The sequence below is a fragment of the Arthrobacter sp. TMN-49 genome (assembly GCF_054511095.1).
In genome coordinates, this window is the sequence record NZ_JBTNDH010000021.1 from 40,988 (window position 1) to 63,936 (window position 22,949).

At 64.3% G+C, this 22,949-nt stretch carries 17 protein-coding genes; 14 read left to right on the forward strand and 3 right to left on the reverse strand.

Annotated features, from left to right (window positions below):
• Window positions 1-12 precede the first annotated feature (12 nt).
• Window positions 13-3,894 carry a Pls/PosA family non-ribosomal peptide synthetase gene (locus ACX80E_RS11240; protein ID WP_459302045.1) on the reverse strand — a complete coding sequence of 1,294 codons (3,882 nt, stop codon included), beginning with the start codon at window positions 3,892-3,894 and terminating at the stop codon, window positions 13-15.
• Between the two features lie 204 nt (window positions 3,895-4,098).
• Window positions 4,099-5,073, reverse strand: coding sequence for a quinone oxidoreductase family protein (locus ACX80E_RS11245; protein WP_459302028.1), 975 nt, complete (start codon window positions 5,071-5,073; stop codon window positions 4,099-4,101).
• A gap of 140 nt (window positions 5,074-5,213) precedes the next feature.
• Between ACX80E_RS11245 and argC the strand changes: the two genes are divergently transcribed.
• From argC to ACX80E_RS11295, 10 genes are all read left to right on the forward strand, one after another.
• Window positions 5,214-6,260 (forward strand): N-acetyl-gamma-glutamyl-phosphate reductase, encoded by a 1,047-nt coding sequence (argC, locus tag ACX80E_RS11250; RefSeq protein WP_459302029.1) that lies wholly within the window; start codon window positions 5,214-5,216, stop codon window positions 6,258-6,260.
• A complete protein-coding gene (gene argJ / locus ACX80E_RS11255) occupies window positions 6,257-7,426 on the forward strand; it encodes a bifunctional glutamate N-acetyltransferase/amino-acid acetyltransferase ArgJ (RefSeq protein WP_459302030.1) in 1,170 nt (389 codons plus the stop codon). Before argC ends, argJ begins: the two co-directional genes overlap by 4 nt.
• A gap of 197 nt (window positions 7,427-7,623) precedes the next feature.
• Window positions 7,624-8,520: an acetylglutamate kinase gene (argB, locus tag ACX80E_RS11260; protein ID WP_459302046.1), complete on the forward strand. Its 897-nt coding sequence runs from the start codon at window positions 7,624-7,626 to the stop codon at window positions 8,518-8,520.
• 32 nt (window positions 8,521-8,552) lie between these two features.
• Entirely contained in the window at window positions 8,553-9,803 is a 1,251-nt protein-coding gene (locus ACX80E_RS11265) for an acetylornithine transaminase (protein ID WP_459302047.1), read from the forward strand.
• On the forward strand, window positions 9,800-10,768 hold the full coding sequence (argF, locus tag ACX80E_RS11270; RefSeq protein WP_459302031.1) for an ornithine carbamoyltransferase: 969 nt from the start codon (window positions 9,800-9,802) through the stop codon (window positions 10,766-10,768). The genes ACX80E_RS11265 and argF overlap by 4 nt, the downstream gene beginning before the upstream one ends.
• Window positions 10,769-10,770: 2 nt before the next feature.
• Window positions 10,771-11,307 (forward strand): arginine repressor, encoded by a 537-nt coding sequence (locus ACX80E_RS11275; RefSeq protein ID WP_459302032.1) that lies wholly within the window; start codon window positions 10,771-10,773, stop codon window positions 11,305-11,307.
• Window positions 11,308-11,441: 134 nt separating this feature from the next.
• Window positions 11,442-12,647, forward strand: a complete 1,206-nt coding sequence (locus tag ACX80E_RS11280; protein ID WP_459302033.1) for an argininosuccinate synthase — start codon at window positions 11,442-11,444, stop codon at window positions 12,645-12,647.
• A gap of 2 nt (window positions 12,648-12,649) precedes the next feature.
• Entirely contained in the window at window positions 12,650-14,065 is a 1,416-nt protein-coding gene (gene argH / locus ACX80E_RS11285) for an argininosuccinate lyase (protein ID WP_459302034.1), read from the forward strand.
• Between the two features lie 299 nt (window positions 14,066-14,364).
• Window positions 14,365-15,099 (forward strand): maleylpyruvate isomerase family mycothiol-dependent enzyme, encoded by a 735-nt coding sequence (locus tag ACX80E_RS11290; RefSeq protein ID WP_459302035.1) that lies wholly within the window; start codon window positions 14,365-14,367, stop codon window positions 15,097-15,099.
• A gap of 161 nt (window positions 15,100-15,260) precedes the next feature.
• Window positions 15,261-16,193 carry a hypothetical protein gene (locus ACX80E_RS11295; RefSeq protein WP_459302036.1) on the forward strand — a complete coding sequence of 311 codons (933 nt, stop codon included), beginning with the start codon at window positions 15,261-15,263 and terminating at the stop codon, window positions 16,191-16,193.
• A gap of 86 nt (window positions 16,194-16,279) precedes the next feature.
• On the opposite strand, the gene ACX80E_RS11300 is transcribed toward ACX80E_RS11295, so the two are convergent.
• Window positions 16,280-17,155, reverse strand: a complete 876-nt coding sequence (locus ACX80E_RS11300) for a DNA-3-methyladenine glycosylase family protein (protein WP_459302037.1) — start codon at window positions 17,153-17,155, stop codon at window positions 16,280-16,282.
• Window positions 17,156-17,238: 83 nt separating this feature from the next.
• On the opposite strand from ACX80E_RS11300, the gene ACX80E_RS11305 reads away from it, so the two are divergent.
• The 4 genes from ACX80E_RS11305 (at window position 17,239) to tyrS (ending at window position 22,508) form a co-directional block, all read left to right on the forward strand.
• Window positions 17,239-17,892, forward strand: a complete 654-nt coding sequence (locus ACX80E_RS11305; protein WP_459302038.1) for a DNA-3-methyladenine glycosylase — start codon at window positions 17,239-17,241, stop codon at window positions 17,890-17,892.
• A 173-nt stretch (window positions 17,893-18,065) separates the two neighbouring features.
• Window positions 18,066-18,638 (forward strand): adenine phosphoribosyltransferase, encoded by a 573-nt coding sequence (locus ACX80E_RS11310; RefSeq protein WP_459302039.1) that lies wholly within the window; start codon window positions 18,066-18,068, stop codon window positions 18,636-18,638.
• 162 nt (window positions 18,639-18,800) lie between these two features.
• Window positions 18,801-21,041: a HelD family protein gene (locus ACX80E_RS11315; RefSeq protein ID WP_459302040.1), complete on the forward strand. Its 2,241-nt coding sequence runs from the start codon at window positions 18,801-18,803 to the stop codon at window positions 21,039-21,041.
• 156 nt (window positions 21,042-21,197) lie between these two features.
• Window positions 21,198-22,508, forward strand: coding sequence for a tyrosine--tRNA ligase (gene tyrS / locus ACX80E_RS11320; RefSeq protein ID WP_459302042.1), 1,311 nt, complete (start codon window positions 21,198-21,200; stop codon window positions 22,506-22,508).
• Window positions 22,509-22,949 lie beyond the last annotated feature (441 nt).

Genomic DNA, 22,949 nt, shown 5'->3' on the forward strand with positions numbered 1-22,949 from the left:
ATCGGTTGGGTCTCAGGCACGGTCCGCAAATTCCGGACCCTTCCAGGGGCTGATGGGATTGCCCATCCAGTAGCTGCTGGCGGGTACGCTTTCACCGCGCATCACCAGCGACGCCGGTCCCACGGTGCCGCTGGTGGCGATGCAGGCCGCAGGCAGGATCACCCCATGCGGGCCCATGGTGGCCCCCGCCTCTAGCGTAACGGTATCAATGGCCATGACCCTGTCATGGAACAGGTGCGTCTGGATCACACAGCCGCGGTTGACGGTGGAACTTTCACCGAGCGAGACAAGATCTGCCTCGGGCAGCCAGTAGCTTTCACACCAGGTGCCATGGCCGATCTTTGCCCCGAGCGCGCGCAGCCACCACACCATGGCAGGTGTGCCCACGGCCGCTCGCGCAAACCATGGCGCACTGACCAGCTCAATGAACGTGTCCACCACCTCGTTACGCCAGATGAAGGAGCTCCAGAGCGGGTGTTCGCCGGGCTTGATGCGGCCCACCAGCAACCATTTGGCGGCGACGGCGCTGCCCGCAGCCACGGCGCCCGCCACCAGGATCACGACGCCAGTGAGCAGGGCGGCCAGCCAATAACCCCCGGCGAGGGCGACGGCGTCGAACACGGCCAGCACTGCGGCGGCGATGGCCACCGAGAGGACCGTGGGGACCAGTCGGCAGCTTTCCCACAGGGCCCGTGCCACCTTGAGCCGCAGCGGCGGGGCGAAGGTCAACGACTCGTCGGTGTTCAAGTTGGTGCGGCGCAGGCGCACCGGCGGGCTGCCCAGCCATGACGTGCCGGCCTTGGCCTTGGCCGGTGCTGCCGACAGCACAGCCACGAGCGAGTTGCGCGGCATGGTGCGCCCGGCAGCGGCCATGCCCGAATTGCCCAGGAAGGAGCGTTTACCCACCTTGGCTGGGGCAATGTGGATGTAGCCCCCGCCCAGTTCGTAGGAGGCGATCATGGTGTCATCGGCCAGGAAAGCGCCGGCACCGATGGTTGTCATCTTTGGCAGCAGCAGCACCGTGGAGGCCTCCACATTCTTACCAACCTTCGCGCCGAGCAGGCGCAGCCAGACGGGGGTGAAGAGGCTGGCATAGATGGGGAACAACAGATCACGGGCCATGTCCAGCACCCTCTCGGTGGCCCACACCTGCCACCCGATCCGGCTGCGCACCGGGTAGTGCCCCTCACGCAAACCCACGCCCAACAGGCGCACCGTCACCAGGATCAGCACCAGCAGCGTCAGGAACCAGACCAGGGCCGCCAGCGGAACAGCCCACAGGAGGGTGGGAAGTGACGCCGAGAATGACTGCTGGCCGGCGACGGCCGCCAACACTGTCCACACGGCAGCCGCCGCCGCCACAAACGGCATCATGGACAGCAGCGCGGACGCGCCGGCAAAGGGAAGTTCGCCACGCCAGGTGGTGGCGGTGCGCAGATCCGGCCAGGAGTGCTTGGCCTTGCCGGTTCGTTCCGCCGGCGAACCGGAGACCGTGACGCCGGGCTTGACCTTGCCGCGCACAGCGGATCCCGGCGCCACCTGAGCGCCGGCGCCGATGCGTGCCCCGGGCATCAGCGTGCTGCGGGCGCCCACGACGGCACCGGCACCCACGGAGATTTCGCCAATGTGCACCCAGTCGCCGTCGATCCACCAGCCGGAAAGATCCACCTCCGGTTCAATGGAGCAACCCTCGGCGAGGCTCAACAGGCCGGTGACCGGTGGCACCGAGTGCAGGTCAACGTTCTTGCCCATCGTCACACCCAAGGCCCGGGCATAGTAGGGCACCCACGGTGCGCTGGCCAGGGACACGGCGGCAGACATGTCGGCAATTTGCTCGGCCAGCCAGAGCCGCAAATGCACCTTGCCCGAGCGCGGATAACTACCCGGGCGGACCCCGCGGAGCAGGAGCCTGGCCGCGAGCACCGAAATCCCCATCCGCCCCCACGGTGAAACAAAAACGACCCACGACGCCGCAACCCACCACCAGGAAATGGTCGGCGCGCCCGGCAGCACGCCCTGCCAGGCAGCGATGTTGTTCAGCACCATCAGGTACGTCAGCCAACGCATCCCGACCAGGACGTGCAGGGGCACACCCATGAGCGTCTGAAACACCTGCGAGCGTCGCCGGGTCCGCCCCACCGTGCGGTTGACCATGTCACCCGCCTCAGCGACAGGCGCTGAGCCCAAGGCCAGTTCCAGCAAGGCGCCGATCCGCGGATGTGAATAAACATCGGCCACCGTGATGCGCGGATAGCGTCTGCGCAGGGCCGACACCAGCTGGGCCGCCGCCAGGCTACCGCCGCCGCTGGCGAAAAAATCGGTGTCAAGGGACGATGGTGTGCCGCCCAGGACGGCCTGCCATTGTTCAAGGACCCATTGAGCCTCCGGCGCCAGCGTCCCGGCGAGGGAACCGTCGTCGCCCACGGGCTGTGCCAGGGGCCACGGCAAAGCCTTGCGATCCACTTTTCCGCTGGTTTTGGTGGGCAGGGCATCGGTGAAGGTGAGCAGCGGGATCAAGGGGGCCGGCAGCGAAGTGGCCAGCAGGGAGCGCAGGGCGCCGGCATCCGGGCTGCTGCCGGGCGCCGGGACCAGGTAGCCGACCAGCAGCTGGCTGCCACCAGCCGTTTCCTGGACGGCGGCGGCGGCACCTGAAATGCCGGGCAGGGACTGCAGCGCCGCATCAATTTCACCGAGTTCGATCCGCCGTCCGCCCAGCTTCACCTGATCGTCGGCGCGGCCCATGAACACCAGTCCGACGCTGTCCAGACGCACCAAGTCGCCGCTGCGGTAGGCGCGATCCCAGCCAAACGCCGGCATGGCCGCGTACTTCTCGGCATCCTTGGCCGGGTCAAGGTAGCGGGCCAAACCCACACCGGCAATGATCAGTTCGCCGACCTCACCCTCGGCCACCGGCGTGCCGGCAGGGTCGACGACGGCCAGGTCCCAACCGTTCAACGGCAGCCCGATCCGAACCGGACCGGGACCGCCCAGCGGCGCGGCGCACGCAACGACCGTCGCCTCGGTGGGGCCGTACGTGTTCCAGACTTCGCGGCCCGGCACGGCCAAGCGGGTGGCCAGTTCCGGCGGGCAGGCCTCGCCACCAAAAATGAGCAGGCGCACCGATTCCAGCGCCTCCGCGGGCCACAGGGCCGCCAACGTGGGCACCGTCGAGACAACCGTGATGCCGTGGGAAATCAGCCACGGGCCCAGATCCATGCCCGAACGGACCAGCGACCGCGGCGCCGGGACCAGTGCCGCCCCGTAACGCCACGCCAGCCACATCTCCTCACAGGAGGCATCGAAGGCCACCGACAAACCGGCAAGGACCCTGTCCTCGGGCCCTATCGGCTCCGCCTGCAGGAAAATCCGGGCCTCGGCGTCAACGAAGGCTGCCGCTGAGCGGTTGCTGACGGCCACACCCTTCGGGGTGCCCGTGGACCCGGAGGTGAAGATGATCCACGCGTCGTCCGTCGGGAGCGGGGGCCGGGGATGGGGGAACGGGGCCGGCCGGTCGCCGGAGAGCGTGAGGGCCTTAGCTGTCAGCGGGTCTCCGAGCACGGCGGCAACCGCTGCCTCACCGAAAACAAGTGCTGCCCGCTCCGCGGGGTCGTCGGCATCGACGGGGACGTAGGTGGCGCCAAGGGACAGGATGGCCAAAATTGCCAGATACAGCTCCGAGGTGCCCGAGGGGATCCGCACCCCAATCCTGTCACCGGCACCGAGCCCGGCGGCGGTGAGTTCGTCGGCCTTGCTCCGCACGGCGTGCACCAAGTCCTCGTAGCTCAGGGCCTTCGTGCCGTCATCCAACGCAGTGGCGTCAGGGTTCAGTGCTGCCGTGGCCTGCACAATCTCCCACAGCGTTCTGGGTTCGGGCGCCAGCTCGCTGCCGGGCATTTGTGCTGAAAATAGGGCTGCCGGCGGCTGTTCGAGGGATGCTGTCGCTTGAATCGGGGGGATATTCACTGGGGCACGGTTCACTGCCTCACCGTGCACCAGCGAGATGAACGGAAGTTGAATGGCAGGCAACAAGTTGCTCTGCGCCCAGCTGCCCCAGCTGCCCCTGCCTCTGCTGTCCGGTCACCGCGGACGTGGCCCTGTTCATGGCTCGAGGATGACCTTGCCTGCGGTGAGGCGGCCCTGGAGTGCAGTGTGTGCAGCTCCTGCCTCAGCGAGCGGGAAGCGGGCACCGATCCGGACCGCCAAATGACCCGTGGCCGCGGCATCGAACACTTCGGTTGCACGCCACAAGCGCTCCTGGGCGTTGAGCAGGTGATCGCCAAGCTTGGGTCGGACAAGTGTTAGGGACCCGCCGGAGTTCAGCCGTTGCACGTCGAAGGGCGGCACCTGGCCGGAGGCTCCACCAAAAAGCACCATCGTGCCCCTAGTGCGCAACGATGCCAGCGAGCCGTCGAAGGTGTCCTTGCCTACGCCGTCGAACACCACATCCACACCCTCGCCTTCGGTGAGCTCGCGGACGTTCGTGGCGAAGTCTTCATAACGCAGCACCTCATCGGCGCCGGCAGCCCGGGAGAGTTCCTCCTTCTCCGCCGAGGAGACGGTGGTGATGACCCGGGCCTCACGGTCCTTCAACAGCTGTGTCAGCAACAGGCCCACGCCGCCGGCACCGGCATGGAGCAGGACAGTCTGCCCCGGCGCCACCCGGTACGTTGAGTTCATCAAGTAGTGGGCTGTCATGCCTTGCAACGGCAGGGCTGCGGCCACATCCAGCGGCACGGCTGCGGGCACGTGCAAGGCCTTCGCGGCCGCCATCACGGCGTAGTCGGCGTAGCAGGCGCTGCCCTCTGCCGTGGCAACACGGTCACCCACGGTAAAGCCGTGGACACCGGACCCCACGGCAACAACGGTTCCAGCGGCTTCGGCGCCCGGGGTGAAAGGGAAAGGCACCGGGTAGATGCCTTGACGCTGGTAGCTTTCAATGAAATTCACACCAACGGCCGCGACCTTGATCAACAGTTCACCCGCCTGTGCGACGGGCCTGGGAATCCGGGTGAGCTTCAAGACCTCGGGGCCGCCGGGGGATGCAGCGAGGATGGCATTGCACTGCTCGGTCATGATGAACTCCCAATCGGTTACTAGCGTTTTCGTGAGGAGGCAAGCCCCCATGATCATCATAGGGCCGGGTACAGAAAGCCGAACCACACAATATGCATAAATATCGGTGATGGTGAATAGTTCAGCTGTATAGTCGTCATATGACAATTTCTGTAGCCGTCTCCGGAGCCAGTGGATATGCCGGGGGAGAGGTGCTGCGCCTGCTGGCCAGCCACCCCGACGTGAACATAGGGGCCATCACCGCCCACAGCAACGCAGGTGCCCGGCTGGGTTCCCTGGCCCCCCATCTGCACGCGCTGGCCGACCGCATCCTGGTGGACACAACGGTGGAGAACCTCTCGGGGCACGACGTCGTCTTCCTGGCACTGCCGCACGGCGCCTCCGCGGCCATCGCCGCACAGCTGCCCGCTGACACCTTGGTGATCGACGCCGGCGCCGACCACCGGCTGGAAGATTCCGCAGCGTGGGAGAAGTTCTATGGATCCGCCCACGCCGGCACCTGGCCTTATGGCTTGCCGGAATTGCCCGGGCACAGGGAACGGATTCGCCGCTCCAAGCGCATTGCCGTGCCCGGGTGTTACCCCACCAGTTCGCTGCTGGCCCTCATGCCAGGCTTCGCCGCCAACGCCCTGGTCCCCGATGACGTGGTGATTGTTGCCGCCTCGGGCACCTCCGGTGCCGGCAAGGCCGCCAAGATCAACTTGATCGGATCCGAGGTCATGGGCTCCATGAGCCCTTACGGTGTGGGCGGCGGGCACCGCCACACCCCCGAGATTGAGCAGGGCCTGTCCGCCGCGTCGGGACTGGATGTGCGGGTTTCCTTCACCCCCACCCTGGCCCCCATGAGCCGCGGCATCCTCACAACAGCCACCGCGAAGGTGTCCGCGGAGATCGCGGCCCTCGCCGACCCCGCCTCGGCGCTCCGTCAGATCTGGGTGGAAGCCTACGAGGACGAACCGTTTGTGCACGTTCTCCCGGAGGGCCAATGGCCCTCCACCAAGTCCGTGCAAGGCTCCAACTATGCTGCCATGCAAATCGCCTACGACGCCCACGTGAACCGCGTGATAGTTTGTTGCGCCATTGACAACTTGACCAAAGGCACCGCCGGCGGAGCCGTACAGTCCATGAACATTGCCCTCGGCCTGGCCGAAACCACGGGCTTGACCTTCCAAGGAGTAGCACCATGAGCGTGACAACTGCACAAGGATTCCGGGCAGCCGGCGTTACTGCCGGGCTGAAGACATCCGGCAAGCCGGACCTGGCCCTGGTCATCAATGACGGCCCGGCGCGCACAGCGGCAGCCGTCTTCACCAGCAACCGTGTTGCGGCCGCGCCCATTCACTGGTCCCGCCAAGTCCTCCAAGACGGCAGGGTTGATGCCGTGGTGCTGAACTCCGGAGGCGCCAATGCCTGCACGGGCCCCGAGGGCTTCCAAAACACGCACGCCACGGCCGAGAAGGTGGCCGAGGTGTTGGGTATCTCCGCCACCGACGTGGCCGTCTGCTCCACGGGATTGATTGGTGAGCAACTGCCCATGGATAAGATCCTGCCCGGCGTTGACGCCGTCGCAGCCGCCCTGACCACCGACGGCGGGGCTGCCGCCGCCACGGCGATCATGACCACCGACACCGTCCCCAAGGAGGCGTCCTGGACCTCCGAACCCAATGCCGAGGGCCTGAGCTACACCATTGGTGGCATGGCCAAGGGTGCTGGCATGCTCGCCCCCGGACTGGCCACCATGCTGGTGGTCATCACCACCGATGCCGCCCTCGCGGCGGAAGGCCTCGACGCGGCCCTGCGCGACGCCGTCAGGGTCACCTTCAACCGTGCCGACTCGGACGGGTGCATGTCCACCAATGACACAGTGCTGCTCATGGCCTCCGGCGCCTCCACAACATTCCCGGACATGGACGAATTCACCGCCGGACTGACCCGGGTGTGCGCCGCCTTGGCCCGTGGCTTGATTGCCGATGCCGAGGGTGCAAGCCACGACATCGCCATCATCACCACCCACGCAGCCACCGAACGAGACGCCGAAATCGTCTCCCGCTCGGTGGCCCGCTCCAACCTGTTCAAGGCAGCCATCTTCGGCAACGACCCCAACTGGGGCCGCGTCTTAGCATCGGTGGGCACCACCGACGCCGTCTTTGACCCGGACAAGATCAACGTCAGCATCAACGGTGTCCAGATCTGCCGCAACGGCTGCATCGGCGACTCCCGGGACCTGGTGGATCTGAGCGGCCGCGAGGTCACCGTGGAGATCGACCTCAACGCCGGCTCGGCCTCCGCCACTATCTGGACCAATGACCTCACGCACGCGTACGTCGAAGAAAACAGCGCCTACTCCTCGTAACCGGGGTGGTCGCCCGGGTCGCCGGTCCGGATCACGATCAGGGTCGGCGGCGGACCAGCATTTTTCCGGCGACTATCCGACACGTCGGCCGCGGGCGGCCTTTGGCGTCTCCTTTACGTCGCCTACAAAAAATGCTGGCTCCGTCGCCTGCCGGCGCGACACAAGGCAGAACACAACATGATTGAGGGAAGAGCATGATGAATTCGGTGGCAACAGCGCAGGACAAGGCCGGCACGTTGATTGAGGCCTTGCCCTGGATTCAGCAGTTCGCTGGCACTGTGGTGGTGGTCAAATATGGTGGCAACGCCATGATCAACGACGAGCTGCGCCGGGCTTTCGCCGAAGACATCGTGTTCATGCACCATGTGGGCATCAAGCCGGTGGTGGTGCACGGTGGCGGCCCGCAAATCAACGCCATGCTCAAACGCCTGGACATTGCCAGCGAGTTCAAGGGCGGCCTGCGCGTCACCACCCCTGAGGCCATGGACGTTGTGCGCATGGTCCTCACCGGCCAGGTGGGGCGGGCACTGGTGGGCCTGATCAATGAGCATGGCCCCTATGCTGTGGGCCTTTCCGGTGAAGATGGGGCGTTGTTGCAGGCTGAGCGCACGGGCACCATTGTGGACGGCTTGCCCGTTGACTTGGGTCTTGTGGGCGAGGTGGTGGGGGTGAACCCCGGCGCCATACTTGACCTGTTGGAAGCCGGGCGGATCCCTGTGATCTCCACCGTGGCGCCTGAGCTGGGCGATCCCTCAACAGTCTTAAACGTCAACGCCGACACGGCGGCGGCAGCGCTGGCCATCGCCTTGCAAGCATCGCGCCTGGTGATCCTGACCGACGTCGAAGGCCTCTACGCCAACTGGCCGGATAAATCCTCGCTGCTCAGCGAGCTCAGCGCTAACGCCCTGCGTGAGATGCTGCCCCAGCTGGAATCGGGCATGATCCCCAAAATGGGTGCCTGCCTGGCGGCTGTTGACGGTGGCGTGGCCCGCGCGGCAGTCGTGGACGGGCGCAGCGCCCACTCGATGCTGCTGGAATTGATGACATTTGAGGGCAATGGGACCCAAATTTTCCCCGATGAGGATGACAACTGATGACTGAACAAACCGACGGCGCAAGCCTGGATATGAACAACGCCAACGCTGCCGCAGTCACCGGCTCGGGAACCAGCGCCCAGTGGCTGGCCCGCTACAGCGATTCACTCATGGGTGTCTTTGGCAGCCCGCAGCGAGTTCTGGTGCGCGGGGCCGGAGCCCTGGTGTGGGACGCCGATGGCAACGAGTACCTGGACCTGCTCGGCGGCATCGCCGTCAACGCGTTAGGCCACGCCCACCCCTTTGTCACCTCGGTCATTGCGAGCCAGCTGGCCACGCTCGGTCACGTGTCAAACTTCTTCACCAGCCCCACACAGATTGCTCTGGCGGAGAAACTGCTTGAGCTGAGCCAGGCCCCGGCCGGTTCCAAGGTCTTCTTCGCGAACTCCGGCACGGAGGCCAATGAGGCCGCGTTCAAACTGGCCCGCGCCCACGGCGGCCAAGAACGGCCCACCATTTTGGCGCTCGAGGGCGGTTTTCACGGCCGCACCATGGGTGCCCTCGCCATGACGGCCAAACAGGCGTACCGGGAACCGTTCGAGCCCATGCCCGCAGGTGTGCGCCACCTGCCGTTTGATGACATTGACGCCCTGCGGGAGGCCATGGATGAGAGCGTTGCAGCTTTGGTCATCGAACCGATCCAGGGTGAGGCGGGGGTGCGCCCGCTCTCGGCGGAATACCTGCAAGCGGCCCGTGACCTGACCCGCGCCCATGGTGCACTGCTCATCCTTGACGAGGTTCAGACAGGTGTTGGCCGCACGGGCGTTTGGTTTGCCGGCATCGCCGCCGGCATCATCCCCGACGCCATGACCTTGGCCAAGGGTCTAGGCGGCGGGTTCCCCATCGGTGCCATCATCACTTTTGGTGACGGCCCCTCGAAGCTGCTCAGTGCCGGGCAGCACGGCACCACCTTTGGCGGGAACCCCGTGGCCACCGCCGCGGCGCTGGCCACCTTGCATGTGCTGGAGTCCCAACACGTGCTGGCCAATGTGCGCACCGTCAGCGACATTTTCCGCCAAGGCCTGGCCGCCGTCGACGGCGTCACCCGGGTGCGTGCCTTCGGCCTGCTGATTGGCTTTGACCTGACGCAACCGGTGGCCGCAGGTGTTGTGAGTGCGGCGCTGGAGGCAGGATTCATTATCAACGCCCCGCGCCCCAACACAGTCCGGCTGGCTCCGCCACTGAATTTGACCGCTGCACAGGCCCAGTCCTTCATCGCGGCGCTACCATCACTGATTGCCACAGCAGTGGCCGCACAGAAACTGGAAGGGAACCAACCATGACACGGCATTTTCTCGTTGACACGGATCTGAGCCCGGCCGAACAGGCCGAAGTCTTGGAACTTGCCGCGCTTTTGAAGAAGGCGCCCTACTCCAAGAACACGTTCGCCGGTGTCGGCTCCGGCGCACAAACGGTGGCGGTGATCTTTGACAAAACCTCCACCCGCACCCGCGTTTCCTTTGCTGCCGGTATTGCTGCGCTGGGCGGCAACCCGCTGATCATCAACCCCGGTGAGGCCCAGATCGGCCACAAGGAATCGGTCAGCGACACCGCCCGGGTGCTTGAACGCATGGTCTCCACCATTGTGTGGCGCACCTACAGCCAGGCCGGGCTTCAGGAGATGGCGGCCCATTCGAAGGTTCCCGTCATCAACGCCCTCTCGGATGACTACCACCCCTGCCAGCTGCTTGCTGACCTGCTCACCATCCAGGAGCACAAGGGCGCCCTGGCCGGGCTGACCATGACGTACATGGGGGACGGTGCCAACAATATGGCCAATTCCTACCTTTTGGCCGGCGTCACAGCGGGCATGCACGTTCGTATTACCGGGCCGGGCGGGTATTTGCCAGCCGACGCCGTCGTACGTGCAGCAAAGGAGCGTGCCCTGCTGACGGGTGGCTCGGTTCTGGTGACCACCGACGCGGCCGACGCCGTTGCCGGTGCCGACGTGCTGGTCACGGACACGTGGGTGTCCATGGGGCAGGAAGATGAGAAGGCCCAGCGCCTGGAACTGTTCAAGGATTACGCGCTCGACGACGCCGCGTTGGCTCAGGCGGACCCGTCGGCAATCGTGCTGCACTGCCTGCCGGCCTACCGCGGCTATGAGATCTCAGCCTCCGTCATCGACGGGCCGCAGTCAGTGGTGTGGGATGAGGCGGAGAACCGCCTGCACGCCCAAAAGGCGCTCATGGTGTGGCTGGTGGAAAAGTCCGCTGCTGAGGCAGCACACAGTGTGGCCGGCAGCTAGTCATGGCTAAATCAATGCCTCCCGTGGGAGGGATGCCGGCCACCAAGATTGCCCGGCAGGCCCGGGTGCAAGCACTGCTGAGCAGCCGGGCAGTGCGCTCACAAGCGGAACTGGCCACTTTACTGGCCGACGACGGTTTGGTGGTGGGCCAGGCAACGCTTTCCCGGGACCTGGTGGAATTGCGGGCAGTGCGGGTGCGCGGCAAGGACGGTGCCTTGATTTATGCGCTGCCACGGGAGGGCGGGGACCGCAGTGTGCATTCGGTGTCCTCGCAGGAGTTGTTGGACACCCGGCTGATCCGCCTGTGCGGGGAGCTGTTGGTCACTGCCGAGGCCTCCGGAAACATTGCGGTGTTGCGGACTCCGCCGGGTGCTGCAAACTTTTTGGCGCTGGCCATTGACCATTCGGTCATGCCGGCCATTCTTGGCACCATAGCCGGGGATGACACCGTCATGGTCATCACCCGGGACCCCCTCGGTGGCGCCGACGTTGCCGAGCGGTTCCTGCAATTTGCTGCCGAATCGGGTGCCGGCAGCTAGCTGGCCCCGCCTGTCGGGGTGGCCCGCCACACCCGACTGAATATCTTTTAGTTAGAATGCATAATCATGCATTATGCTGTGAAGTAATGTGAAACAACACTCTGACGAGTTTTACACAATAGGGAGATAAGAACGTGACTGAACGCATTGTATTGGCTTACTCGGGTGGCCTCGACACCTCCGTCGCCATCGGCTGGATCGGCGAAGCAACCGGGGCGGAAGTGATCGCCGTCGCTGTTGACGTGGGACAGGGTGGGGAGTCGCTGGAAGACATCCGCCAGCGCGCCCTGGGCTGTGGCGCTGTTGAAGCTTACGTTGCAGATGCTCGCGACGAGTTCGCCAACGATTACGCCATGCCGACCTTGAAGGCCAACGCTCTGTACCAGGGGCACTACCCGCTGGTTTCGGCCATCTCCCGCCCCGTGATCGTCAAGCACCTGGTCAAGGCTGCCCGCGAATTTGGCGCCACCACGGTTGCCCACGGTTGCACCGGCAAGGGCAACGATCAGGTCCGCTTTGAAGTGGGCATCCAGACCCTGGGCCCGGACCTGAAGTGCATTGCGCCGGTTCGCGACTTGGCCCTGACTCGCGACAAGGCCATTGCCTACGCCGAGGCCAACAACCTGCCGATCGAAACCACCAAGAAGAACCCGTACTCCATCGACCAGAACGTCTGGGGCCGCGCCGTCGAAACCGGCTACCTGGAGGACATCTGGAATGCTCCCACCAAGGACATTTACGACTACACGGCCACCCCGGAATTCCCGCCGGCACCCGATGAGGTCATCGTCTCCTTCCACCAGGGCGTCCCGGTGGCCATTGACGGCATCAAGGTTTCCCCGTTGCAGGCCATCCAGGAACTGAACCGCCGCGCCGGTGCCCAGGGTGTTGGCCGCATCGACGTCGTCGAGGACCGCCTCGTTGGCATCAAGAGCCGCGAAATTTACGAGGCTCCCGGCGCCATGGCCCTGATGACGGCCCACAAGCACCTCGAGGACATCACCTTGGAGCGCGAGCAGGCCCGTTTCAAGGCATCTGTGAGCCAGCGTTGGGCCGAGCTGGTCTACGACGGACAGTGGTTCTCCCCACTGAAGCGCTCCTTGGATGCGTTCATTGAGGACACCCAGCAGTACGTGTCCGGTGACATCCGCATGACCCTCCACGGTGGCCAAGCCATTGTGAATGGCCGCCGCTCCGAGACGTCCCTCTACGACTTCGACCTGGCCACCTACGACACCGGCGACACGTTCGACCAGTCACAGGCCAAGGGCTTCATCGAGTTGTGGGGCATGTCCTCCAAGGTTGCCTCAACCCGCGACCAGCGCGTCGCAGGCCTGTAACCATGGCTCATGGAACCAACGAAGGGGCGCTGTGGGGTGGCCGTTTCCAGGGCGGCCCCGCGGACGCCTTGTCGGCACTGAGCAAGTCAACACACTTTGACTGGCGTCTGGCCTTGTACGACATTGCCGGCTCCAAGGCTCATGCCCGCGTCCTGAGCACGGCAGGCCTGCTTGACGCCGACGAACTGGCGGGCATGCTCAAGGCCCTTGCCGAGCTCGAAGCCGATGTGATCTCCGGCGCCTACGGTCCGGCCGAGTCCGATGAGGACGTGCACGGCTCCTTGGAGCGCGGCCTGATTGAGCGTGCGGGAACAGCCTTGGGCGGCAAGCTCCGTGCCGGCCGTTCACGCAACGACCAGATCGCCACGCTGGGCCGCATGTACCTTCGCGACCACGCCAGGATCATCGCCGCCGGGGTGCTTTCCGTGATTGACGCCCTGGTCGAGCAGGCCAAGGCGCACCACGGTGTCGCCATGCCGGGGCGCACACACCTGCAGCATGCGCAGCCGATCCTGCTGAGTCACCACTTGTTGGCTCACGCCTGGGCGTTGTTGCGTGATGTGCAGCGCCTGGTTGACTGGGACAAGCGCGCAGCCGTCTCACCCTACGGTTCCGGTGCTTTGGCCGGTTCCTCCCTGGGTCTGGACCCGAACGCCGTCGCTCTTGAGCTTGGCTTTGACTCTGCAGCATGGAACTCCATTGACGGCACCGCCTCCCGCGATGTCTTCGCCGAGTTCGCCTGGGTGTCCGCCATGATCGGGGTGGACTTGTCCCGGATCTCCGAGGAGGTCATCCTGTGGGCCACCAAGGAGTTCTCCTTTGTGACGTTGCATGATTCGTACTCCACGGGGTCCTCGATCATGCCGCAGAAGAAGAACCCCGACGTGGCAGAGCTGGCCCGTGGCAAGGCCGGGCGCCTCATTGGCGACCTGACAGGCTTGTTGGCAACTCTCAAGGGCTTGCCCCTGGCCTACAACAGGGATCTGCAAGAGGACAAGGAGCCCGTCTTTGACGCCGCTGACACCCTTGAACTCTTGCTGCCGGCCATGTCCGGCATGATGGCCACGCTGGTGTTCAACACCGAGCGCATGGAGTCGCTGGCGCCGCAGGGCTTTGCCCTAGCGACCGACATTGCCGAATGGCTGGTCCGCCAGGGCGTACCGTTCCGTGACGCCCACGAACTCTCCGGTGCTGCTGTGAAGCTCGCCGAAGGCCGTGGCGTGGAGTTGTGGGATCTCAGCGATGCCGACTATGCGGGCATTTCGGATCACCTCACACCCGAGGTGCGCACTGTCCTGAGCACCAACGGCTCGTTGAACAGCCGCAACGCCCAGGGCGGCACCGCCCCCTCGGCGGTGGTGGCGCAGCTTGCGGCCCTTGAGGGGCAGCTGGGCGAGGTCCGGGCCTTCCTGGCCTGACCGGCGTCGTACCGCGCACGTGAGCGCAAGGAAATGCCCGTATCCATGGTGGATGCGGGCATTTCCTGCTTTAGCGCCTATCAGCTCCCACGCCTCGCCAGCTCGGCGCGGGCCCCTCGGCCGCTATCACACAGCGACCTCCCACCCCTCGCCAGCTCGGCGCGGGCCCCTCGGCCGCTATCACACAGCGACCTCCCACCCCTCGCCAGCTCGGCGCGGGCCCCTCGGCCGCTATCGCACAGCGACCTCCCACCCCTCGCCAGCTCGGCGCGGGCCCCTCGGCCGCTATGCTGGGGGGCATGACTGATATTTCAAACGCGCAGCTGATGGACCGCCTCAAGGCTGCGGCGGACACTGTGAGCGCAAAGTTGGTGGGCTTGAGCGACGACGACGTCCTGGTGCCCACCGATTTGCCGGGCTGGACCCGGGGCCACCTTGTGGCGCATATTGCCCATGTTTCCAACGCTGTGGCTCGGCAGGTTGAGTACGCCCTGCGTGGTGAGTTGATAGATTTTTACGACGGCGGCCAGGGCGGACGGACGCAGGCGATCGAAATGAACGCCGGGCACTCGGCCGAGCAGCACAGGGAGTACATTTCGGCCGGGTTGACCCGTGCCTTGAGCGTGCTCGACGGCCTGGACGATGCCCAGTGGGACTTGCCCATCAGCTACCGCGACGGTGTGGTGCGTGACGCCGCGTTGGCGTACTGGCGTGAACTGGTCATTCATGTGGCTGACCTGCAGTTGGGGCGCGGACCCGAGACCTGGTCCAAGGAGTTCTGCCTGTACCTGATCGAGTTCCTGAGCGCCCGGGTGCCCGCCGGGATTCAGTTGAAGCTGTTGCCGCTGGCGCTGCCGCCCATGACTGTGGGCTCGGGTTCGAACACGGTGTCGGTTTCGGGCATGCTGACGGACATTGCCGCCTGGCTGTCCGGGCGCACGCCCACCATGGGCAGTTTGCGGGCCGAGGCGGCTGCGGATTCGGTGGAATTGCCGGTGCTGTTGCCGTGGCCGTCGGCGTTCACCGCCAAATAGCCCACCCTCGCCCCTCCCTTCCTCGCCCCTTCCTCGCGAACGGGCAGTTGATGCCGATGTTGCACTCCAACATCGGCATCAACTGTACTTTCGACATCTTGGATCATGAGTTGCCTGTGGATAACTGCGAAATGCCCCCGTTTTTCGCGAAATAATGGGACATGCGCCGAATCCAGCTGCCGCAGCATCTCTACGGGAGGTCGTTCACCACGCAGGCCTCCGACGCTGCCGGCGTGCCGCGGGGGAGGACCCGTGCCGGTGACCTGATTATCATCTCCCGGGGCATCCGCGTTCCCGCGAGTGTGCCGCTTCAGGGCGCCGCAGCCTTAGCGGCCTACACTGAGGCAAATCCTCTCAGCGTGCTGAGCCACCTGTCTGCCGCGCAGCTGTGGAAGATTCCGCTGCCGCCGAGTGGCCAGAACGACTGGCGCATTCACCTGGCCAATCCGCCGTCGGTGGGTGCGCCGAGACGGGTCAATGTGGTGGGGCACCGGCTGTCGCTTGCTGCGGGGGAGATCCGCCAGCTCGACGGCGTCCGGCTCACCAGTGCCGCGCGCACCTGGCTGGACCTTGCCGCATGTTTGTCCTTGAAGGATCTGGTGGCGGCCGGTGATTTTTTGGTGTGCAGCCACGGCCCTGATTTTCCCGTGCCACGTGAGCCGATCTGCAGCGTGGCCGAGCTGAAACAGACGGTTGCCCGGCATCATGGAGGCAGGGGGCTGCGCAACGCCCGGCTTGCCCTTGAATTGATTCGCGTTGGCGCCGACTCGCCGCCAGAGACCTACCTCCGGCTGGCCCTGATTGACGCTGGGCTGCCCGAACCTGAACTCAATGGTGTGGTCCGCGATCAGTCTGGCCGGGCCGTGCTGTGGCCGGATGGGGCTTACCGTGTGCTGCGGATCGGCCTGCAATATGACGGCGGCCACCACAACACCCCGGATCAGTATCTGCGTGACATCCGCCGGCTGGAGACCACTCGATCCCTAGGCTGGGAAGAAATCCGGGTGTCACGTGAAGACCTTCACGGAGACAAACCGGCCGTGGCGCGAAAAGTGTCGGATGTGTTGCGCGTCAGGGGCTGGCGCCCCCGCTGACCCTTGCCGAAAGTACAGTTGATGCCGATGTTGAGGTGCAAGATCGGCATCAACTGTACTTTCGGCGAGGGGGTGCGTGCAGCGGCCTAATTTTCCCCGGACACCCGCCACAGGTGCAAGGTCGCATAGGAGCGCCAGGGTTGCAACGGCTCTGCCATGCGTGTCAGTTCCGGGGCCTTGATGGTGCGGGCTTGGGCGAGGGTGTCCCCGCGCAGCAGCCCGTAGCCGTTGCGCACGGCCGCGTCGCCTGGCAGGAAGATGTCACTGCTGGCGAGCACCCGCATCGCCACATAGCCCACAGTCCAGGGACCAATGCCGGGGACGGGGAGCAGCTTCGTTGCGAGCGTTTCCTGCGTGTCGGCGGGGCCGATCCGCAGGGAACCGTCAGCCAACATCCCTGCCACGGCCACGATGGAGTCGGTCCGGCGTTTCGGGCCGCGCAGGATGTCCCTGCCACCCGCCGCTATTTCCTGTGGCGACGGGAAGAAATGGGTCATAGAACCATGGGGCAGGCGGCTTGGCGTGCTCAAGGCCACGAGCTGGTTCAGCGCCGTGCGTGCAGCAGCGACGGTGATCTGCTGACCGACCATGGCCCGGATGAGGATCTCTGCCGGATCCACACAACCCGGGAGCCTGATCCCTGGCAGCGCCACGACACGATCGGCCAAGAGGGGATTGGCGCTCAGGGCTGCGTCAGCTGCGCCCGGGTTGTGATCTAGGTTAAACAAATGCCGGACCATTTTGAGCAGTTCTGGTGCATCCGCGGGGTCCTGCACCTCCTGCTCGAGCCACAAGGCGCGGCCGTCCCATGCAACGCTGAACCAGCCGTGGCCGCCGGGAAGGAGGACTGTGCGGGAGTAGCGTGTGGGGCTAGCTTCCTCGATGCCTGCCACGGCACGGGCGGCCAGAAAGTCAAAGATGCCCGGCTCAAAGGGTGGAGTGAATTCCAATGCAACTGCCATTGTGGCATTCTCTCACGGGTCCGAAGCGCCCTGCCTGCGATGGGCGCCAGCCACCCTGCTATGTTGAGCAGGTGGGCGCTGACATGGATATCCTGAAGCTTTTGCAGAACCCTGCCACAGAGGTGGGGCCCTACTTGTTGGGCGCCCTGGTGAGACACGATAGTCCGGAAGGTCCCGTCGTCGTCCGCCTAACGGAGGTGGAGGCCTACCAGGGACCGGCGGATTCACCCGATCCGGATCCGGGGGCGCACAGTTACCGCGGCAAGACCGACCGCAACGCAGCCCTGTTCGGCCCGCCCGGCCACCTTTATGTGTATTTCACCTACGGCATGCACTTTTGTGCGAATCTGGTGTGCCGCCCGGAGGGTACGTCCGGCGGCTGCCTGATGCGGGCAGGGGAGATCGTTGAAGGTCTGGAGTTGGCACGTTCGCGCCGCCCCACTGCCAAACACGACGCCGAACTGGCCCAAGGCCCCGCCAGACTCGCCAAGGCCATGGGGTTTGGCCGCGAACACAATGGCATGGCCGCGCTCAACGGGGAAGTCACTGTGACGTTGCCAGCCAGCCCCGTTGAGCGGTTCGTGACGGGGCCGCGGGTGGGTATTAGCGGCCCCGGCGGCACGGCGGAATATCCGTGGCGGTTTTGGATCGACGGGGACCCCACAGTTTCGAAGTTCAAGCCGGGAGTGGTGCGTGCTCCGCGTCCGGCCTCGCCAGCTGCGCGGAAAACTCAATAACCTCCGGCACCTCCGCCAGCACGCCCGCCACGGTGGCACCCAACGTCACGACGCCGCAAGGGTTCGCCTCGGACACCGCGTCCGGGGTCTGAAAGCTGCTGTTGCGCGGAGAATTCTTACGCACCTGTTGGGCAGCCGAAAGGCACCTCAAGCCAAGGCTGTACCGTAGAGCTGTGAACCAGAACGACAGCACCCCTGCCCAGAGCCCGAAAATCCCCGAAAATACTCGGGTTGCAGCGACCATCAACGGCCTCTGCGCCACCGTTGAGGACTACCCCGCAGAGGGAATTGTCTTCAAAGATCTAACCCCCGTATTTGCTGACGGTGCGGCTCTCAAGGAGGTGGTTGATGCCATAGTGCAGCAGTTCGCCGGAAAGTTCGACGCCGTCGCCGGAGTTGAGGCGCGCGGCTTCCTCTTGGCGGCTGCCGCGGCGTATGCCACAGGAACCGGTGTCATCACCATCCGGAAGGCAGGAAAGCTGCCGCGCGAGGTGTATGCGCAGAGTTACGCCCTCGAGTACGGCCAGGCAACCCTGGAACTGCATCAGGAAGATGTGCCTGCTGGCACGCGTGTGTTAATTCTCGACGATGTTCTTGCCACGGGCGGCACGCTGGGCGCGGCAGCTGCCTTGCTTGAACGCACGGGCGCCCACGTGGCAGGAATTGGCGTGGTCCTGGAAATCGATGCGCTGACCGGGCGCAAAAACCTGGCCACCCATGACGTGGTGTCGCTGCTGCACGTCTAGCCCACTGCACGTCTAGCCCGCTGCCGACGAGTCCCATGCCGGTAGGCGCTCCTGGGCGGCAGCTGTGCGATTCTGCTCACAGCTGCCAACACCGCGGCGCTGAGGGCGGTAGACTAGACGGTCTGCCTTTTGGCGGTAAGCCTTACATTTCAGGAGTCTTGCATGTATGACCACGAGTTGGCCCAGGAACGTAGCTATGTTGACGGTCTCTACTCACGCTTGGATGAACTTCGAGCCGAAAAAGTGGAGCAACTAGCGGACGTTCGTCGCGCCAAATCCATGGGTACGCACCAAAACCGCTCCGAACGTGATGCCTTTGCCACGCTCTATGAAAACCGCCTGGCGCAGCTGAACGCCGTGGACGACAAGCTGGTATTCGGCCGCCTTGACCTGGAGTCCGGTGAGAAACGCTACATCGGCCGTATTGGGCTGTCCACCGCGGATCTGCGCCAGCTTATGGTTGACTGGCGTGCCCCCGAAGCCGGCACCTTCTACCAGGCCACGGCGTTTGAGCGCATGGGCGTGCGCCGGCGTCGTCATTTGATCCTGGCCGGGCGCAACGTCAAGGCCATTGAGGACGACGTCCTTGACCACACCATGCTGGTCGATGGGGAGCATCTGCAGGGCGAAGGGGCACTGCTGGCAGCGTTGAATTCCAAGCGCACGGGCCGCATGAATGACATTGTTGGCACCATCCAGTCCGAGCAGGACAGGATTATCCGCTCACCCTTGAGCGGTGCCTTGGTGGTTCAGGGCGGACCCGGAACGGGCAAGACGGCTGTGGCACTGCACCGTGCCGCATACCTGCTCTACACCCACCGCGAACGTCTGCAGTCAGCCGGCGTACTGTTGGTGGGCCCCTCCAACGCGTTCATGAAATACATTGAGCGGGTGCTGCCGTCCCTGGGTGAAACGGGCGTCGTCATGGCCAGCCTTGGGCAATTGCTGCCTGGCATCAAGGCCACAGCGCCGGAGACCCCGGAGGCGGCACTGCTTAAGGGCCGGATCGAGATGACTCAGATCATCGCCAACGCCGTGGCCAACCGCCAGCGCCTGCCGCACCAGGATGTGCGGCTCGACGTCGAAGGCACCCGTTTGGTGCTCACCGTGCGCCAGGTGCGCCGCGCCAGGGAAAAGGCGCGAGCCACGGGCAAGCCACATAACGAGGCACGCGTAACGTTCGTCAAGACGCTGTTGCGTGAGTTGACTGACCAGCTCCGTGAACACATTGAAGAGAACAGTGCCGGCAACACGGCCGACAGGTCCTATCTGGGCGAAGACGTGCGCGGCTCACGCGATGTACGCGTCATGTTGAACCTGTGCTGGATGCCCATGAGTCCGCAAAAGCTTGTCCGCGACATGTTTAGCAAACCGGAGATCCTCAAAGCGGTGACCCCCACCCTGACGGATGCGGAGCGGGCCCTGTTGGCGCGCCCAGCCAATGCGCCGTGGAGCGAATCCGATGTTCCGCTGCTGGATGAGGCGGCGGAACTGCTCGGAGATTTGGATGAGACAGGTGGCAGGGCTGAGGCCGCCGCGGATGCCCAGCGCAAGCGCGATCTCGCCAACGCCGAAAAGGCCATCTCCAACATGAACCAGCAGCTGGAAGATTCCGGCGTGGATGGCATGCTGACTGCCGAGCAGCTGGCCGACTTCAACGTGGTGGAGGGGGAGCGCCTGAGTAATGCCGAGCGCGCCCTGACCGACAGGACCTGGGCTTATGGCCACGTGGTGGTTGATGAAGCCCAGGAACTTTCGCCCATGCAGTGGCGGCTGTTGGTGCGCCGCTGCCCCGTGAAATCCTTCACGATTGTGGGCGACATTGCCCAGACAAGTTCGGCAGCAGGGGCCATCTCCTGGCAGCAGGCGCTGACCCCGTTCATGGGGGAGCGCTGGAACCTGGAGGAGCTGAGCGTCAACTACCGCACGCCCATCCAGATCGCCGAGGCAGCCGTGCGCATGGCAAACGCTGCCGGCCAGATTGTGTCAGCCCCCAAGGCAGTGCGCGACGGCGAATGGGAACCTTTGGTGGACATGGTGGCACCTGACGCTGTGGTGGCGCAGGTGGTTGCCGTCATGGACGAAGAATCCACGGCCGTGGCCGGCGGCCTGGTGGCCGTCATTGCCCCGAGCGCCCTCGTGGCAGAAACCGCCGCCGCCTTGCGGGTCGTGTATGGCCACCGCGTGGGCCACGGAGCAGGTTCCGTGGAGCAGAACATTGTTGTCATTGATCCGCACGAGGCCAAGGGCCTGGAGTTCGATGGTGTGGTGATTGTGGAGCCGGCTGCATTGCTCGCTGGTGCCGGCGGCCGCGTTGGCGATCTCTATGTGGCCATGACCCGGCCCACCCAACGTCTGCGCCTGGTCAGCTCGCAGCCGTTGCCGGCAGGAATCGAAAAGTAGCAGGAGCTCCATACCAGCGGGACCCGTGCCGAGGCGCGGGTCCCGCTGTCGTTTGGGGGAGCGCTGCACCGTGTCCGGCCGGCTTGCCCGAGCACGGCAGGACGCAAGGTGGGCAGGAATGCCGAATAAACGCCGTCGTGCTGGTAATTTTGAACCGTGTCATTGCAAACTGAACTCCGCGCCCCCGAAAACGACCCCAGCTTCGCCAATGTTTGGCAGGAGCTCAAGTGGCGAGGCCTGGTCCAGGTCTCCACCGACGAAGCAGCCCTTGAAGAGCTGCTCGCCGGCGCGCCGATCACGTACTATTGCGGTTTCGATCCCACAGCCCCAAGCCTGCACCTTGGCAACCTGGTCCAACTGCTGACCATGCGGCGCATGCAGCTGGCGGGCCACAAGCCGCTGGGCTTGGTGGGCGGCTCCACCGGGCTGGTGGGGGACCCCCGTCCCACGGCCGAACGCAGCATGAACTCGAAAGAGACCGTTGCCGAGTGGGTTGGCTATCTGCAGGGCCAGGTGCAGCGCTTCCTGTCCTTCGAGGGTGAGAACGCGGCCCGCATGGTCAACAACCTTGACTGGACTGCGCCCATGAGCGCCATCGACTTCCTGCGCGACATTGGCAAATACTTCCGGGTCGGCACCATGATCAAGAAGGACATTGTTGCCTCGCGGCTGAATTCGGATGAGGGCATCAGCTACGCCGAATTCAGTTACCAGATCCTGCAGGGCATGGACTACCTTGAACTGTTCCGCCAGTACGGCTGTGTGCTGCAGCAGGGTGGCTCCGATCAGTGGGGCAACCTCACCAGCGGGACCGACTTGATTCGCAAGGTTGAGGGCGCCTCCGTGCACGCGTTGGGCACGCCGCTGATCACCAACTCCGACGGCACCAAGTTCGGCAAGAGCGAAGGCAACGCCATCTGGCTCGACGCCGCCATGTGTAGCCCGTTCGACATGTACCAGTTCTGGCTCAACACCGCCGACGCCGATGTGGTGGATCGCCTGAAGGTTTTCACCTTCCTTTCCCGCGAGGAGATCGCTTCCGTTGCCGATGCTGTTGCGCAGCGGCCGCAGGCTCGCGAAGGCCAGCGCACGCTTGCTTTCCAGGTGACCTCGCTGGTGCACGGGGTAGACGCTACATTGAAAGTTATTGCGGCATCTGCGGCGTTGTTTGGTCAGGGTGAATTGGCTGCCCTTGATCTTTCCACTCTGGAATCGGCAACGCGTGAATTGCCGCGGGCAGCTGCGCCGGCAGCCGGCTTGGGCATTGTTGAACTGCTAGTTGCCGCGGGACTGTCCAAGACGAATTCAGAAGCCCGCCGCACCGTGGGGGAGGGTGGCGCCTACGTGAACAATGCCAAGGTCACCGATCTTGATGCTGTTCTTGGTGCCTCCGAGGCCTTGCATGGCAAGTACCTGCTGGTACGCCGCGGCAAGCGCACACTGGCCATGGTGGAGCTGTCTGCCTAATGTTTGCCTGAAGTTCCACAGCTGCCCGCCCCCGATTTGCCTTGGGGGCGGGCAGCTGTGTATTGTTCTATCTGTTGCTTGCACAAGGTTGAGTCGCTTCGAGAGAAGCGCCGACTCCCGTGTTACAGGAAACCAAACCTCACAATTCGTAGATAATATATTCGTTTTTTGATTCGAAACTATTTATTGAGAATAAAGGTTTGCTGAATTCATAAAGTGACCAGGCGCACAAAATGCGGATTGGACAAATGAATTTTGATGAAATAACATTGAAACATCACGTCGACGAAAACAAATTGTGTAAATAATTTGGAACTACTCGAATTGTAATTGTTGTTTGAGAACTCAATAGTGTGCCAAGTTTTATTGATACCAATTTATTTATATTGAATTGGTTATTTGGTTTTGTTGTTGCCGCCCCTGTGGTGACGGCGAGACCGT